Origin of the sequence: Rhizobium skierniewicense Ch11 (genome assembly GCF_023757665.1) — a bacterium.
GTDB lineage: Bacteria > Pseudomonadota > Alphaproteobacteria > Rhizobiales > Rhizobiaceae > Agrobacterium > Agrobacterium skierniewicense.
The window spans coordinates 89,380-104,520 of the sequence record NZ_RXPG01000030.1 but is presented as its reverse complement, the minus strand read 5'-3'; the positions used below and the strand labels follow the sequence as shown (position 1 = coordinate 104,520).

Genomic DNA, 15,141 nt, shown 5'->3' with positions numbered 1-15,141 from the left:
GCTTCAAACTCCTCACGGTCGCGTTCGACCAGGAGCCGATGAGCTGTCGGTACACCCGGCGGCGGGCGGACAGGAGCGGCAATGCCTGGATCTCGAAACCCGTCAGGATATTCGAGGCAGGCATGCCGATCCGGTCCGAACATCGGGAGCGGTGCACCGGCCGGTCCGAAACCGGTGCCACGCCCCACCCGTTGCCGCCGGGGGGATTCGCTGCCGGACCCCGGCGATGAGGGGTTGCGTACCCCCTCACCACCAGCGCCGGTTCCGCCTCGCCGCAACGCCTTGCGGTGTATCCGAGGGCGGAACGGGACCAGTGTGCGGGCGATTCGCACGCCGTGGAGAAAACTGCGGGGTGTTTTTTGCTGTTTTTTGCGGTTTTCGGGTAAGGTATTGATTTGGTTGGGAAGTAATTTTGATGAGGGTCTGAATGTGCCGCTCGCCCCCCTCTGCCCTGCCGGGCATCTCCCCTACAAGGGGGGAGATCAGCTGGGGGCGGGCTCATTGGCCGTCTTGAACGTCGCAGCTGATCCCACACGGTCTCATGGTGATGAAGGCGTAGGTGAGCGCTCCCTCCGCCTGGACGAAAAAAACCCCGGCACGCCGGGGTTTTCAAATGAGAGTGTACCGAAACGTCTAGAGCGTTTGCGCTTTTCTTCGAATTGTAAAAACGCTCTCAACCTTTGTTCTGGCGCCTTTCCGGACGGAAAACCGGTGTCCCCTTTTCCTGGAAAGGCTTTAAGCCTATTCGGTTACTTTTTCGAGCGCCGGGGCGTCGCCACCCTCTGAGCCTTCCGGCGCGGCTTCGCCATCTTCGCTGCCTGCCGTGCGGCGGGGGCGACGGGGGCGCGGTGTCGTGCTGCGGGCGCGGCGTGGGGCCCGCTCGGTCGCAGCAGCATTTGCCTGCGATTCCTCTTCGACGGCCACCTCTTTCGGTGTGCCTTCGATGATCGGCTGCGGAGCAGAACTCGCGTCGTAAACAGGTGCATTCACGACCGGAGCGGCGGCAACGGGAGAAACAGCGTTCTCATCCTGCGCTTCGCGCGGCTGGCGTTCCTGGCGGGCGGGCCGCTCACGACGGTCGCGGCGTTCGTTGCGGTCCTGGCGCTCAGGACGATCCTGACGTTCGGAACGCTCAGGGCGATCCTGCCGCTCGGGCTGGTCGTTGCGCTGGGGCTGATCGTTGCGCTGCGTACGCTGCTGGTCTGGCTGATCATGCGAGGCGGGCATGGAGATCATGACGTCGTCGTTATCATCGCCGTCTATCTCATCACCATCACGGTCCTGCTGGAATTCCCCGCGCTCATCGCGCTGGAAACGTTCCTGCATCTGGGCCTGCGCGGAGGCAATGATGCGGTTATAATGCTCAGCGTGCTGCAAATAGTTTTCGGCCATGACGCGGTCGCCAGAGCTTTGAGCATCACGTGCGAGTGTGGCGTATTTTTCAGCTATGTGCTGGGCGGTGCCACGGATTTTAACGTCCGGGCCGGAACTGTCATAGCTTCTGGTGAGCGGATTGCCGCCCTTGCGGTTGAAGTTGTTATTACCGCCACCATTGCTGCTGCCGCCACCACCGCCGCCATTGTTGTTGCTACCACGCCCACGGCCGCGCTTGTTTTGCTGCTGTCCTGGCCTCATCAATTGCTCACCTGAATTCTGTTTTTCTGATAATTTCGTTGTTACGATGCAATAACGGAAGGACGCATATCAAAGTCCGGTTTTCCGAAATTGCTCCCATTCCGCGACTTGCACCAAAGGACAAGACTTCGCGTGTATGCCCGGATGCGCAAATGCTGCATCGAGCCGCCTGCGAACAAAGTTTCCTGAATCACATGCCGGGAATGCCCAGCCTTCAGGGTTTCCACAAAAACCCGCTTCGGGACTGATCCATACCCAGGCGAATCTAATTCCGCCTTCAGCCACCCAGCATGTGGCGGCAAACTAGCCCGCTTCCTGCGGAAAACCAAGCCTTTTCTTTTGCTGTGCAAAATATCCTTGCACAAAACCAATATCGCTATTGCACTTTCTGTCTGGAAAAGATCAAGGCGCGGTCGTTACTGCCATAGTCCTTCACCGCTTGCAGACATTGATAGCCGTGAGCCACGAAAATGGATGTGACGTCGGTTTTCTGATCATAGCCGATTTCCAGCCCGATCAACCCGCCATCTTCCAGAAAATCCACAGCTTTTTCGGCAATGGCACGGTAAGGTTCAAGACCGTCCTCGCCACCATCGAGCGCGGCTACAGGATCGAAATTACGCACGTCCCGATCCAGGGTTCGAATGACATCGCGCTTTATATAGGGCGGGTTCGACACGATGATGTCAAAGCGCCCGTCAATGTGGTCGAACCAGTTGCTTTCGACGGTCTGGAACCGCTCATCCAAACCATGACGTTGCGCGTTTTGACGCGCCGTCTGCATGGCATCCCGCGAGATGTCGCTGCCGATACCCGTAACGTCCGGGCATTCGTGAAGCAGCGCCAGACAGATGGCGCCGGTGCCAATGCCCATGTCGAGAAGCCGCGCATGGCCTTTGTCCTGAACGATGCGCCGCAGATGGGGCAAAACAGCATCCACCAGCACTTCCGTATCCGGTCTGGGTTCCAGCGTGCCGGAAGACAGGGTGAAATCGAGACCGTAAAATTCGCGGTGCCCGAGAATGCGGTGAACAGGCTCGCCCGTTGACCGACGCTCGGCCATGATTGCGACCTGCGCTGCCTCATCATCGCTCACCAAACGGCTGCCGCTCAGCACGAAATCCGTCAGCGAAAAGCCGATGACCTCGCCGATCAGCAACCGCGCATCGCCAAGAGGATCGGAGATGGCCGCGGGCTCCAGCCGCTTTCGCGTCCGTGCGACCAGCGCATCGACCGTCAGTGTCACTGTTGCTCGCCCAGCTGGGCCAGTTGGCCTGCCTGATAATCGGCGATCAGGGCATCGACCATTTCATCGATATCGCCTTCGATCATGCGGTCGAGCTTGTAGAGCGTGAGATTGATGCGGTGATCCGTCACGCGTCCCTGCGGGAAGTTGTAGGTACGGATGCGCTCTGAGCGATCTCCCGAACCGACCTGGCTTTTGCGGTCAGCGGACCGTTCATTATCGACCTTCTGGCGCTCGATATCGTAAAGCCGCGAGCGCAGGACCTGCATGGCTTTTGCCCGGTTCTGGTGCTGCGACTTTTCCGATGAGGTGACAATGAGGCCGGTGGGCAGATGGGTGATGCGCACAGCCGAGTCCGTCGTGTTGACGTGCTGGCCGCCGGCACCCGAGGCGCGCATCGTATCGATGCGGATGTCTTCGGCACGGATTTCAATGTCGATCTCTTCGGCTTCCGGCAAAACGGCGACGGTGGCCGCCGAGGTGTGGATGCGGCCGCTGGCCTCGGTATCGGGCACACGCTGGACACGGTGAACGCCGGATTCGAACTTCAATTTGGAAAATACGCCGCGCCCGGTGATGGTGGCGATGATTTCCTTGTAGCCACCCGCCTCGCCTTCGCTGGCAGAGAGCGTCTCGACCTTCCAGCCCTTGGTGCTGGAAAAGCGTTCATACATGCGAAACAGATCGCCTGCGAAAAGAGCGGCTTCCGAGCCACCGGTTCCGGCACGGATTTCGACGATGGCGCTTTTCTCGTCGGCTGCATCCTTGGGCAGAAGAAGGATCTGCATGTCTTTTTCGAGCTGCTCTATGCGCTCGTGGAGCGCAGGCAGTTCCTCTTCGGCCAGATCGCGCATGTCCTTGTCGACAGACCTGTCTGCCAGGATCGCGTCCAGATCAGATGTTTCGGCCAGCGCCTTTTCGTATTCGCGAATGGTTTTGACGACCGGCTGCAGTTCCGAATATTCCGAGGCGAGCTTGACGTAGACGTCTGCGGCCGGGCCGGACGCCATGCGCGCTTCGATTTCACCGAAGCGACGCTCAAGCTCACGCATTTTTTCGACGGGGAGCTTGGCCACCTGTCATGCACTCCAATTTCTGTTGGCTCTCAGATAGGGATAGAATGGGCCGCCGCAAAGCGCAAAAGCAGCTGGCGTGGACTTTCCACCGACTTTTGGTCGTCCAGCGATGCTTCCAGCGCCTCCGACAAGGTCGCCACATCCAGCCCCAGCAACATGGCCTTGACCGGGCCGATGGACGTGGGGGACATGGAAACCGAGCGGAAGCCCAGCCCGATCAGGGCCATGGCAGACAAGGGCTTGCTGGCCATTTCGCCGCACAGCGTGACCTTGGTCTTGTTGCGAATACCGGCGCGAACGATATCGCGCAGAATGCGCAGGAAGGGTTTGCCGAGATTGTCGAACCGATCCGACACGCGCGCATTGCCGCGATCCACCGCCATGGTGAACTGGAAAAGATCGTTGGAGCCGACCGACACGAAATCAACCTCCGCCATCAACTCATCCAGCTGCCACATCAGCGAGGGCACTTCGAGCATGGCGCCGAATTGCAGCTTGCGCGGCAGGGAATGGCCGAATTTCGACAGGTGCTGCACTTCCTTCTGGAACAGCTCACGTGCGGCGCGGATTTCAGCCACTTCGGTGATCATCGGCAGCATGATGCGCAGTTCGGCACCCGACGCGGCGCGCAGCAGTGCACGCATCTGGGTGCGCATCAGGCCGGGACGATCCAGCGACAGGCGGATGGCGCGCCAGCCGAGGGCCGGATTTTCCTCTTCCTGACCGCGCATGTAGGAGACGACCTTGTCGCCACCGATATCCAGCGTGCGGAAGGTGACCGGCTTGCCCTTGGCATTGCGCAGAACGCTACGATAAAACGCCTCCTGCTCCTCGCCCTTGGGCATGGTCGAGGCGATCATGAATTGCAGCTCGGTGCGGAACAGGCCGATACCGTCTGCACCGGACTCTTCCAGTTGCGGCAAATCGACCAGAAGCCCGGCATTCATTTTCAGATCGACGCGCACGCCGTCCTTGGTGACCGGCTCGACATCGCGCAACGCCCGGAACTGTTCCTGACGCTTGGCCCGCAGCCGCACCTTTTCCTCATAGGCCCGCTGCAAATCCACGACGGGACGCAAATGCACCTTTCCGTCATCGCCATCGATGATGATCGGATCATTGTTCTCCGCCAGCGCCACGATGCCCGCGACCTGCCCGATGATGGGAATGCCCATGGCACGGGCAACGATGACGACGTGGCTGGTGACCGCGCCGTCCTCCAATACGAGACCGCGCAGCTTTTCACGCGGATAATCCAGCAGTTCGGCAGCGCCCATGGCGCGGGCCAGCACGATGGCGTCGGCCGGAAAATCCTGCTCCGGTCCACGTCCGCCATAGCCGATCAACTGGCGCAGCAGGCGGTTGGCCAGATCGTCGAAGTCGTGCATCCGCTCGCGCAAATAGGGGTCCGTCAGGCGCATCATCCGCGCCTTGGTGTCGCTCTGGACCTTTTCGACAGCAGCTTCCGCCGTCAGACCGTTGCGGATGGCCTCTTCCATGCGCCGCACCCAGCCCTGGTCATGAGCGAACATGCGGTAGGTTTCCAGCACCTCGCGGTGCTCACCTTCAGTGGCGACATCACGGCGATTCAACATGTCATCGATGGACAGGCGCAGCGAACCGATGGCTTCCGCCAGGCGATGGGTTTCCATCTCCGCGTCTTCGTTGAGGAGATTGGTGACGACGATGCGCGGATCATGCAAAACAACATGACCGAGGCCAAGACCTTCGCCATAGGCATCTCCATCGATGGAGACGGCCCGCGTCAGGTCCAGCTCGACGCCGGGACGGGTTATGGTTTTCAATTCACCGCTCGCTACGATTTCAGCAATGAGCATCGCGGTGGTTTCGAGTGCCTCAACTTCATCCTCCCGGTAGGTTCGGCTGGTCTTGTTCTGAACGACAAGAACGCCAAGAGTGCGACCGGATCTCAAAATCGGCACACCCAGGAAGGAATGATAAATTTCTTCACCGGTTTCAGGGAGATAGCGGAAAGCGGGATGGGCCTGCGCATCGGAAAGATTGAGCGGCTGGGCGGATGCGGCGATGGTGCCGACAAGACCCTGCCCCATTTTCAACTGGGCGAGATGGACTGCGTCCTTGTTCAGACCCTCGGTGGCATAGAGCTCGAGAACGCTGTCGGAACGCAGCACGTAGACGGAACACACCTCCGCCACCATGTTACTGGCAATTTGCCGGACAATCTGGTCGAGGCGCTCCTGCGGCTCAAGATGCTCCGCCATCATTTCGCGAAGCCGCTTGAGAAGAACACGTGGACCTGCAGATAGGTCTCTCATCGCGTGTGCTCCCTGACACCTTCACATGCGGGGCGAGATGACCCGCGTGGAAGAACCCACCAAAACAAAGCCTGCACAGCAAGCCGGACGGCAGGGATGCGCAGTCGATTTACCGTCGATCAATCATCGTCTCCACAAGAATCGGATGACGTGTACCGACGTTACAGAATCAACTCTTATCCAGACCGTAGGCAGAATGCAAAGTACGAACTGCAAGTTCCGCATAGGCGCCGTCAATAAGAATGGAAATCTTGATTTCCGACGTCGTGATGGCCTTGATGTTGATATTTTTTTCAGCAAGTGCCTTGAAAGCACTTGCGGCAACACCGGCGTGGCTGCGCATGCCGATGCCGATGACCGACACCTTGGCAAGACCGGTCTCATTCTGAACGACATCAAAGCCGATCTGGCTCTTGTTGTCTTCCAGAACCTTGATGGCCTTTGGCATGTCGCCGGAGGGAACCGTAAACGTCATGTCGGTGCGCGAGCCATCTTCAGAGATGTTCTGTACGATCATATCGACATTGATATGGGATTCGGCCAAAGGTCCGAAGATGGCAGCGGACACGCCCGGCCGATCTGACAAGCGGCGCAGCGAGATTTGTGCTTCATCCTTGGCATAGGCGATGCCGGTTACGACTTCCTGTTCCACGATTTCTTCCTCGTCACAAATCAAAGTACCGGGCGGATTGATAAGGTCACCCATGCCCGGCGCATCGGGATCCTCGAAACTGGAGCGCACGAAGGTCCGAACCTTGTGCACCATGGCAAGCTCGACGGAGCGAACCTGCAAAACCTTTGCGCCCAAGGATGCCATTTCCAGCATTTCCTCGAAGGCGACCTTCTTCAGGCGGCGCGCCTTTGGCACGATGCGCGGATCGGTGGTGTAGACACCGTCGACATCGGTATAGATGTCGCAACGATCTGCTTTCACCGCAGCGGCGATGGCGACGGCTGAGGTATCCGACCCGCCGCGACCGAGCGTCGCGATACGGTTATCCGGCCCAAGACCCTGGAAACCGGCGACGACAGCGACCTGTCCCTCGCCCATGCGGCGAACGATATCGGAACCGTCGATTTCGAGGATTCGGGCAGCACCGTGGGCATTATCGGTGCGGATGGGAATCTGCCAGCCCTGCCACGAGCGGGCATTGACGCCCATCGATTGCAAGGCGATGGCCAGAAGGCCCGAGGTGACCTGTTCGCCGGAGGCGACGATGGCATCGTATTCGCGCGCGTCGTAAAAGGATGTTTCCTTTGAACCGGCAACCTTGGGCGTGTTCTGAACCCATTCCACCAGCTCGTTGGTCTTGCCGGACATGGCGGAGACGACAACGGCCACTTCATGGCCAGCGTCCACTTCGCGTTTCACATGCCGTGCGACATTGTGAATGCGTTCGAGATTTGCGACGGATGTGCCGCCGAATTTCATGACAATGCGAGCCATAGTGTGACCAGTACCATCCCATTTTACCGCCTGATATGACGGACAAGAGCCCAACCCAGTCGGCCCCTCGTAGAAACAAGGCCTCAAGTTGCGGGTCTCATAGCGAAAAGGCATGGTCCACGCAATGCCGTTTATGGACCGGGCGGTACGCCTTTTTTTCAGGGGTGAAGCTCTCACAAGCACCATTCGATGCGACGAGCGTACCGCTTTGGTCTGTACAAACGCGCCTATCCGCAGTATGAGCGCGTCAATTCAACTGGCTGAATGGCCAAAATGGCCGGTATCGGCTGCTTTATGACCCTTATGATCTAATGGTTTCGAGCGGATGCAGGCAGCCCAATATCCGAAAGACGGTAGATGACAGAAACCCAGGGTATCGCCCCGGCGATTGCACAGGCGTTGGAAAAACGCGGCTACAAAGATTTGACCCCTGTTCAGAAGGCCATGCTTGCCCCTGAACTGGACGGACAGGACGCGCTGGTTTCCGCCCAGACGGGCTCTGGCAAGACCGTTGCCTTTGGCATGGCCATTGCGCCGACGCTGCTTCAGAAGAACGGCCGTTTCGGCCAGGCCGGAGCGCCACTGGGCATCGCCATCGCCCCGACCCGCGAACTGGCCATGCAGGTGATGCGCGAGCTGGAGTGGCTCTACGAATTCACTGGCGTTTCCATCGCATCCTGCGTTGGCGGCATGGACATCAGAGCCGAGCGCCGTGCGCTGGAGCGCGGTGCCCATATTATCGTCGGCACGCCGGGACGCCTTTGCGACCACATCAAGCGCAAGGCGCTGGACCTGTCGTCCATTCGCGCCGTGGTGCTGGATGAGGCCGACGAAATGCTGGACCTCGGTTTCCGCGAGGATCTGGAATTCATTCTCGAAGAATCGCCATCCGACCGCCGCACCCTGATGTTTTCGGCCACCGTTTCGCGCAGCATTGCCAAGCTGGCCGAAAGCTACCAGAAGAATGCCGTGCGCGTGGCCACGACATCCGAACAGAAGCAGCATGTCGACATCGAATACCGCGCCATGGTGGTGTCGCCGTCCGACCGCGAAAACGCCATCATCAATGCGCTGCGCTTTTACGAAGCCCGCAACGCCATCGTGTTCTGCTCGACCCGCGCCGCCGTCAATCATCTTACGGCGCGTCTGAACAATCGCGGCTTTTCCGTCGTGGCTCTGTCTGGCGAATTGAGCCAGAACGAACGGACACACGCACTGCAAGCCATGCGTGACGGCCGTGCCCGCGTTTGCGTGGCAACCGACGTTGCCGCACGCGGTATCGACCTGCCGGGTCTGGAACTCGTCATCCATGCCGATCTTCCGACCAATTCCGACACGCTTCTGCACCGCTCCGGCCGCACCGGTCGCGCGGGCCAGAAGGGTATCAGCGCCATCATCGTACCGATGAGCCAGCGCCGCAAGGCGGAACGGCTGCTTGAAGGCGCCAAGGTCAGCCCGGCCTGGGTTCGCCCGCCATCTGCCGAGGAAATCACCCAGCGGGATGGCGAACGCCTGCTGGCCGATGCGTCGCTGACCGAGAATGTTGGTGATGACGAGCGCGATTTCGTGACAAAGCTGCTGGAACAGCATGGCGCCGAAAAGGTCGCGGCTGCTTTCGTGCGTCTCTACCATGCGGGTCGTTCCGCACCGGAAGACATCGCCGAGGTGTCGCTGGATGGTAGCCGCAAGCCACGCCGCGACGGTTTCGAGACCGTTGAAAACAATGAGCCGCGCCGGGATCGCTCGGACTTTTCCGACAGCGGATGGTTCACGCTATCGGTCGGTCGCAAGCAGAATGCCGAACCACGCTGGCTTATTCCCATGCTGTGCCGCTTCGGCAAGCTGACGCGTCAGGATATCGGCGCGATCCGCATGCAGCAGACCGAGACCTACGTGGAACTGGCCGCCGATGCGGTTGACCGTTTTACCTCGGCGCTCGGCAAGGACATGATGCTGGAAAAGGGCATCCGCGTGAAGGCCATGGACGGCAAACCCGACATGACCGGCGGAGCGCGCGAAGACACGCGGCCGTCAAAGCCGCAGCGGAAATTCGCTGAAAAGTCCTCGGCTGGCGGCGAGCGTCGCACGGACGACAAGCCCTGGAAGAAAAAGGCAGCGCCTGCCGGTGACAGACCGGCACAGTTCGATGGCAAAAAGGACAAGCCTTTCGAAAAGCGCGCGCCTAAGAAAAAAGATCGCAGCTAACAAAAACCCGGCGGAGATGATCCGCCGGGTTTTTTCGTTATAGTGTTGGATCCATCAAGGCTGCGGGCAACCGGGAGACCCGACGATGCAACCGAACTGCTGACCACCCTGTGCGGGCGGTTGTGGCTGGAGCTGAGGCGCCTGTGGCGCCTGTGGCTGTACCTGATTGGTATCTGGGCGACGACGGCCTTCCTCGGCTTGACGGCGCTGCGTCTCATCATTCTGGAAATCACGGTTGCGACCTCTGTTGTCGTCGCGGTCGCGATCACGGTCGCGATTGTCGTTGTCCCAACGCTGGCGGTCGTTATCACGATCGCGCATCGGCGGACGCTGGCGATCGTTCTGGTCCCAATCGCCGTAGCGCTCCTCCCAGCGGCCATCATTGGGCCCGCGGCCCCGCTGGTTGTCACGCCAGTCATCACGGCCGCGCTGGTCACGCCAATCGTCGCGCGGACGCGGGCGATCGTATCCCGCACGGGGTGGCGGGGCGTTCCAATAACCACCCGACGGGCGGCGCCAACGGTCACGCTCGCGGTAGAAATCTCGGTCGCGGTAATAACGGTCCCAGTAGCGTCCCGCTTCGAAGGTGATGATCGGCACGCCGAGATCACGATAATAGCGTGGCTCTACATAGACCCGGTTCTGCCGGTAGACTGCCTGGACGTAACGTCCGGCTACCCAGCCACGGCCATAGCTGAACGACACGTCGCACCAGGGCGTATCCGACAGGCAGCCATGAATCGTCAGCGGCGCGCCATTGGGGATGACGACGACGGCTGGATAGGCGGTGCTGGGACCGGACCGCATGTTGACGTTGGCGGTGGAAAACCCTTGCGTCGCAGCTTGCGCCAGCGCCGGGGCGGCGACAAGCGCGAGCAGCGCAAAGGCACCAAACAGTTTCTTCTTCACGTTTATTCTCCCTCAAGCAAAGGCTTGGTCGCCGTTAGAGGCTTTTAACTCTTTGAAAATACGCGCACGATGATGAACGCAGCATGAAACGAAAGACCCATTATAACGGTTCCCTCACGCCGCATACCGAAGCCTTGGCAGCGCCGCCCCTTGACTTCGCCGGTCAAGCATCCGACTTCAGGGATAAATGAGAAGGAGCACGACCCATGAGCGAAGCCGCAAAGACGACCGTCGACCAGAGCGAAGTGGACAGGTTCTCCGCCATGGCTGCCGAATGGTGGAGCCCGACGGGCAAGTTCCGGCCCTTGCACAAGTTCAACCCGGTTCGCCTGGAGTATATCCGCAACCGCGCCTGCGAAAATTTTGGCCGTGACCCGAGAGCAAACCGACCGCTTGAAGGCCTGCGCGTTCTCGACATCGGCTGCGGTGGTGGTCTGCTCTCCGAACCCATGGCGAAAATGGGCGCTACCGTTGTGGGGGCCGATCCCTCTGAAAAGAACATCGGCATTGCCTCCACGCATGCCCGGGAAAACAACGTCGATGTGGACTACCGCGCGGTGACGGCAGAGCAGCTGTTCGAGGCTGGCGAAACATTCGACATCATTCTCAACATGGAGGTGGTCGAGCATGTGGCCAATGTCGATCTGTTCGTCGGCACCTGCGCCAAGATGGTGCGCCCCGGCGGGCTGATGTTTGCCGCCACCATCAACCGGACGCTCAAGGCGCGCGCGCTGGCGATCTTTGCGGCCGAGAACGTGCTGCGCTGGTTGCCGCGCGGAACGCATCAATACGAGAAGCTGGTGCGCCCTGACGAGCTGGAAAAGCCGATCGTTGCCAACGGCATGCAGGTCATCCACCGCACAGGCGTGTTCTACAACGTCCTACAGGATCGCTGGAACCTCTCGCCGGACATGGATGTGAACTACATGATCCTGACCAAACGTGCCGCCTGACGCATCAGTTGACATCATCCGGCAGAACGGGGAGCGGCGCAACCGCGATGCCCTCCTCAATCAGCGCCTTGGCTTCCTGCGGTGACGCCTGCCCGATGATGCCGCGTTCTTCCGTTTCACCATAGTGGATCTTGCGCGCTTCTTCGGGGAACTTGTCGCCGACGTCTTCAGCATTCCCACGAATGCTGGCCAGTGTTTCCCTGATCTTAGCAAAGGCCTGTTTCTGGGCCGTATCCATGGCCAGCGTTCGCGTCGCCTCCTTCTCCCCCGCGGTGGAGACGGAAGGGGCCATCAACATCTTGCCGACCTTGGGCGAACCGCAGACCGGACAGGCGATCAAGCCGCGGGCCAGTTGCGCATCGTAATCCGCGCTGCCGGAAAACCAGCCTTCGAACGCATGTGCTTTTTCGCAACTGAGCGCGTAGCGGATCACTGAGCCTGCGCTCCCAGCACGACGGTATTTCTCACCATATCGAGATCGAACTCACGGGCATTCCTGAGATTGGGAATTTTGCCCCGCGCACCGGAGACGGCGGTCGGATCGATATCCGCCAGCACGATCTCCTCGCCTTCACCGCCTGCGATCGCCAGCACCTCACCCCAGGGATCAACGATCATGGAGTGACCGAATGTTTCGCGTCCGTCCTCATGCACGCCGCCTTGCGCAGCGGCGATAACGAAGGCACCGTTTTCGATGGCACGGGCGCGCAGCAGTATCTCCCAATGCGCCTGACCCGTTTGCTTGGTGAAGGCTGCGGGAACGGTCAAAACCTCTGCTCCGGCCAGCGCTTCTGCACGAAACAGGGTCGGGAAGCGGACATCGTAGCAGATCGCAAAGCCGAACTTCGCCAAGGCCAAATCCGCGACGCGGGCTTGCCTGCCGGGTTCATAGGCCGAACTTTCCCGCCAGCTTTCGCCATTGTCGAGATCGACGTCGAACATATGGATCTTGTCATAGGTGCAGATCCGCTCGCCGTCGGGCGCAAACAGGAAGCCGCGATTGGCGATCTTGCCGTCTGTGCGGGCAATCGCCGTGGAGCCGACATGGACGTAGATGCCGAGTTCGCGCGCAAGCTTTGCCGCTGTCAGAACGATGATGTCGCCCTTCTCGTCCTTGAGGCAAGCCCGGAGGGCATCTCGGTCCTTCTGGATCGCGCCGGTCATTTCCGGTGTCTGCACATAGACAGCGCCCTGCTCAGCCGCCGCGCGAATGAGGCGCTCCATCGTGTCAGCGTTTGCCTTGGGATTTGTGCCCGAGCACATCTGGAGTGCGGCAGCCCTGAAACTCATCTGCGTCTTTTCCTGTTCGTCTTTTCTCTGATGTTGTCGCGCTGTCAGGCGGCCAGAAGCGCGTCCAGCTTGCCATCGCGGTCCAGCGCGTGGAGGTCGTCGCAACCGCCAACATGTTTTTCACCGATGAAGATCTGCGGGAAGGTATTGCCGCCGGATTTGTCCATCATCTCCTGACGATAGTCGGGATTTGTGGTGGCATTGTATTCGGTGAAATCAACGCCCTTGCTTTCCAGGAGAGCCTTTGCACGGGCGCAAAAGCCGCAGAAATCGCGTGTGTAGATCGTGACGGAAGCCATTGTTGTCAACCTTTGCCATATCCGAGGAAACCCAATTGGTGCGTGTCATATAGGACCGGACATCGCCATTGCAAAGGTCAAAACGGTCACATCCGACGCACCGGCCTTCTTCAGCCTGCGGGCGGCTGCCGCAACCGTGGCGCCGGTCGTGTAGACATCATCGACAAGTACGACGCGCTTGCCGATGATGTCGGCCTCACGGCCCGGCGCAATCGCAAAGGCACCACGCACATTCTGCTTGCGCGCCTTTGCCGACAGCCCGACCTGTCTGCTGGTGGGTTTGATGCGCACCAGAGTGGATGACAGAAAGGGTTTGCCGGACAGCGCCGAGAGATGGCGAGCAAGCTCGGCCGACTGGTTGAAGCGGCGGGCGAGAAAGCGACGTCTGTGCAGGGGAACCGGCACAATGCAATCACAGCTAGCGACAGTGCCATCGCTTGCCCGAAGCATCCAGGACGCCATGAGGCGGGCAAGGTCGGTGCGGTCGAGATATTTCAGCTGATGGACGAGCTTTCTGGCGGGACCGTCATGCACGGCAGCGGCGCGCAGGCGAGCAAAGGGCGGCGGCTCTGCGATGGCTTTGGCGCTGAGGATGCCCGGGCCGTGATCTCGTGCAAAAGGAATGCCTAAAACTTCGCAATAGGGTCGCTCGATGAACTGTACGCCTGCCCAGCATTCCACGCACAGCGCACCGCCCGATGTCGTCTTGCACCCACACCCCACACAGGACGGTGGATAAACGAAATTGGCCACGGCACCCCAAAGGCCGCGCAGGGCGCCCATGCCGACGTTGCTCGAAAATGGCTTTTCCCAAGGGTGCATGCGGTTGACAATAAGCGCGAACGGGTGCCTTTGCGACAGCAAAGTTTGGATGGATGACGGTATGGACATTGTTTTCGACGCGGCGTTGATCGAGAAGAATCGCAAGCGCGCATGGCGCTCGCGCGACGACAAGGCGCTTTTCCTGCTGGATCTTGCCGCAGACGAGCTGGCAGACCGTCTCGCCATCGTTGAGCGGCATTTTGATAACGCCGTCGAACTGCATGGCGCGACCGGCATCACGGCACGGCGCATTCTCGACACAGGCAAGGTCGGAGCCGTCAAGCGCGTCGAGATGGATGCTGCTTTTGCCAATGGTGACGAACCACTCGAGATAGCGCCCATCGAGCACCTGCCGCTCGAGCCATCATCGGCCAATCTGATCGTCTCGCCGCTCAGCCTTCATCTCACCAACGACACGCCAGGCACGCTGATCCAGATCCGCCGGGCCTTGAAGCCCGATGGTCTGTTTATGGCCGCCATTCCCGGTGCTGGCACCTTGCAGGAGCTGCGCGATGTGCTTTTATCCACTGAAATAGAGTTGAGTGGCGGGGCCAGCGCGCGCGTCATTCCTTTCGCCGATGTGCGGGATGTCGGTGCTTTGCTGCAAAGGGCCGGATTTGCCCTGCCGGTGACGGATACGGAGACCTATACGGTGCGGTACGATTCGATCCTGCCTTTGATGCGCGATCTCAGGGCCATGGGCATGTCCAACCCGCTGACGGGACGCAGCAGAAAACCGCTGAACCGGCGGTTCTTCATGCGTGCTGCCGAACTTTATGCCGAGAAATACAGTGATCCGGACGGTCGTATCCGCGCAACCTTCTCGATCATTTTTGTCTCAGGCTGGGCGCCGCACGAAAGCCAGCAGAAACCGCTGAAACCGGGCTCTGCTAAGGTGCGTCTTGCCGACGCGTTGAAGACCGCTGAAATCAAACTGCCGTCAAAGAACGACGACTAAATTG

At 59.9% G+C, this 15,141-nt stretch carries 13 protein-coding genes; 3 read left to right on the top strand and 10 right to left on the bottom strand.

Translation table 11 applies throughout. The features are described 5' to 3' along the window. Positions 1-741 precede the first annotated feature (741 nt). The 5 genes from EKM04_RS20420 to EKM04_RS20400 all read right to left on the bottom strand — a co-directional run bounded on the left by EKM04_RS20420 (position 742) and on the right by EKM04_RS20400 (position 7,701). The gene (locus EKM04_RS20420; RefSeq protein ID WP_183893092.1) at positions 742-1,635 is read right to left on the bottom strand and encodes a DUF4167 domain-containing protein; all 894 of its coding nucleotides are present in this window, start codon (positions 1,633-1,635) and stop codon (positions 742-744) included. A gap of 376 nt (positions 1,636-2,011) precedes the next feature. Next, complete coding sequence (prmC, locus tag EKM04_RS20415; protein WP_183893090.1) at positions 2,012-2,881, bottom strand: peptide chain release factor N(5)-glutamine methyltransferase; 870 nt, start codon at positions 2,879-2,881, stop codon at positions 2,012-2,014. Then, positions 2,878-3,957, bottom strand: a complete 1,080-nt coding sequence (gene prfA / locus EKM04_RS20410; RefSeq protein WP_183893088.1) for a peptide chain release factor 1 — start codon at positions 3,955-3,957, stop codon at positions 2,878-2,880. Before prfA ends, prmC begins: the two co-directional genes overlap by 4 nt. A gap of 29 nt (positions 3,958-3,986) precedes the next feature. After that, entirely contained in the window at positions 3,987-6,254 is a 2,268-nt protein-coding gene (ptsP, locus tag EKM04_RS20405; protein WP_174155834.1) for a phosphoenolpyruvate--protein phosphotransferase, read from the bottom strand. A 169-nt stretch (positions 6,255-6,423) separates the two neighbouring features. Next, positions 6,424-7,701, bottom strand: coding sequence for an aspartate kinase (locus EKM04_RS20400; protein ID WP_174155833.1), 1,278 nt, complete (start codon positions 7,699-7,701; stop codon positions 6,424-6,426). Positions 7,702-8,058: 357 nt separating this feature from the next. On the opposite strand from EKM04_RS20400, the gene EKM04_RS20395 reads away from it, so the two are divergent. Beyond that, positions 8,059-9,906 (top strand): DEAD/DEAH box helicase, encoded by a 1,848-nt coding sequence (locus EKM04_RS20395; RefSeq protein WP_183893086.1) that lies wholly within the window; start codon positions 8,059-8,061, stop codon positions 9,904-9,906. 54 nt (positions 9,907-9,960) lie between these two features. Here the strand turns inward: EKM04_RS20395 and EKM04_RS20390 are convergent, their stop codons facing one another. Next, positions 9,961-10,815: an SH3 domain-containing protein gene (locus EKM04_RS20390; RefSeq protein ID WP_183893084.1), complete on the bottom strand. Its 855-nt coding sequence runs from the start codon at positions 10,813-10,815 to the stop codon at positions 9,961-9,963. Between the two features lie 206 nt (positions 10,816-11,021). Between EKM04_RS20390 and ubiG the strand changes: the two genes are divergently transcribed. Further along, complete coding sequence (gene ubiG / locus EKM04_RS20385; RefSeq protein WP_183893083.1) at positions 11,022-11,768, top strand: bifunctional 2-polyprenyl-6-hydroxyphenol methylase/3-demethylubiquinol 3-O-methyltransferase UbiG; 747 nt, start codon at positions 11,022-11,024, stop codon at positions 11,766-11,768. 4 nt (positions 11,769-11,772) lie between these two features. On the opposite strand, the gene EKM04_RS20380 is transcribed toward ubiG, so the two are convergent. From EKM04_RS20380 to EKM04_RS20365, 4 genes are read right to left on the bottom strand one after another with little or no spacing between them, the layout of a single operon-like run. Next, positions 11,773-12,201, bottom strand: coding sequence for a DUF1178 family protein (locus EKM04_RS20380; RefSeq protein ID WP_183893081.1), 429 nt, complete (start codon positions 12,199-12,201; stop codon positions 11,773-11,775). Then, a complete protein-coding gene (locus tag EKM04_RS20375; protein ID WP_174155828.1) occupies positions 12,198-13,058 on the bottom strand; it encodes a carbon-nitrogen hydrolase family protein in 861 nt (286 codons plus the stop codon). The genes EKM04_RS20380 and EKM04_RS20375 overlap by 4 nt, the downstream gene beginning before the upstream one ends. Before the next feature lie 44 nt (positions 13,059-13,102). Further along, complete coding sequence (gene grxC, locus EKM04_RS20370; RefSeq protein WP_174155827.1) at positions 13,103-13,357, bottom strand: glutaredoxin 3; 255 nt, start codon at positions 13,355-13,357, stop codon at positions 13,103-13,105. Between the two features lie 45 nt (positions 13,358-13,402). Continuing rightward, the gene (locus EKM04_RS20365) at positions 13,403-14,179 is read right to left on the bottom strand and encodes a ComF family protein (RefSeq protein ID WP_183893079.1); all 777 of its coding nucleotides are present in this window, start codon (positions 14,177-14,179) and stop codon (positions 13,403-13,405) included. Between the two features lie 61 nt (positions 14,180-14,240). Here EKM04_RS20365 and EKM04_RS20360 point away from each other — a divergent pair, with 61 nt between their 5' ends. Further along, on the top strand, positions 14,241-15,137 hold the full coding sequence (locus EKM04_RS20360) for a methyltransferase domain-containing protein (protein ID WP_183893077.1): 897 nt from the start codon (positions 14,241-14,243) through the stop codon (positions 15,135-15,137). Positions 15,138-15,141 lie beyond the last annotated feature (4 nt).

Coding starts and splice junctions, on each gene's coding strand:
- EKM04_RS20420 (WP_183893092.1), bottom strand. CDS start 1,635: ATGAGGCCAGGACAGCAGCAAAACAAGCGCGGCCGTGGGCGTGGTAGC.
- ptsP (WP_174155834.1), bottom strand. CDS start 6,254: ATGAGAGACCTATCTGCAGGTCCACGTGTTCTTCTCAAGCGGCTTCGC.
- EKM04_RS20400 (WP_174155833.1), bottom strand. CDS start 7,701: ATGGCTCGCATTGTCATGAAATTCGGCGGCACATCCGTCGCAAATCTC.
- EKM04_RS20395 (WP_183893086.1), top strand. CDS start 8,059: ATGACAGAAACCCAGGGTATCGCCCCGGCGATTGCACAGGCGTTGGAA.
- ubiG (WP_183893083.1), top strand. CDS start 11,022: ATGAGCGAAGCCGCAAAGACGACCGTCGACCAGAGCGAAGTGGACAGG.
- EKM04_RS20375 (WP_174155828.1), bottom strand. CDS start 13,058: ATGAGTTTCAGGGCTGCCGCACTCCAGATGTGCTCGGGCACAAATCCC.
- grxC (WP_174155827.1), bottom strand. CDS start 13,357: ATGGCTTCCGTCACGATCTACACACGCGATTTCTGCGGCTTTTGCGCC.
- EKM04_RS20365 (WP_183893079.1), bottom strand. CDS start 14,179: ATGCACCCTTGGGAAAAGCCATTTTCGAGCAACGTCGGCATGGGCGCC.
- EKM04_RS20360 (WP_183893077.1), top strand. CDS start 14,241: ATGGACATTGTTTTCGACGCGGCGTTGATCGAGAAGAATCGCAAGCGC.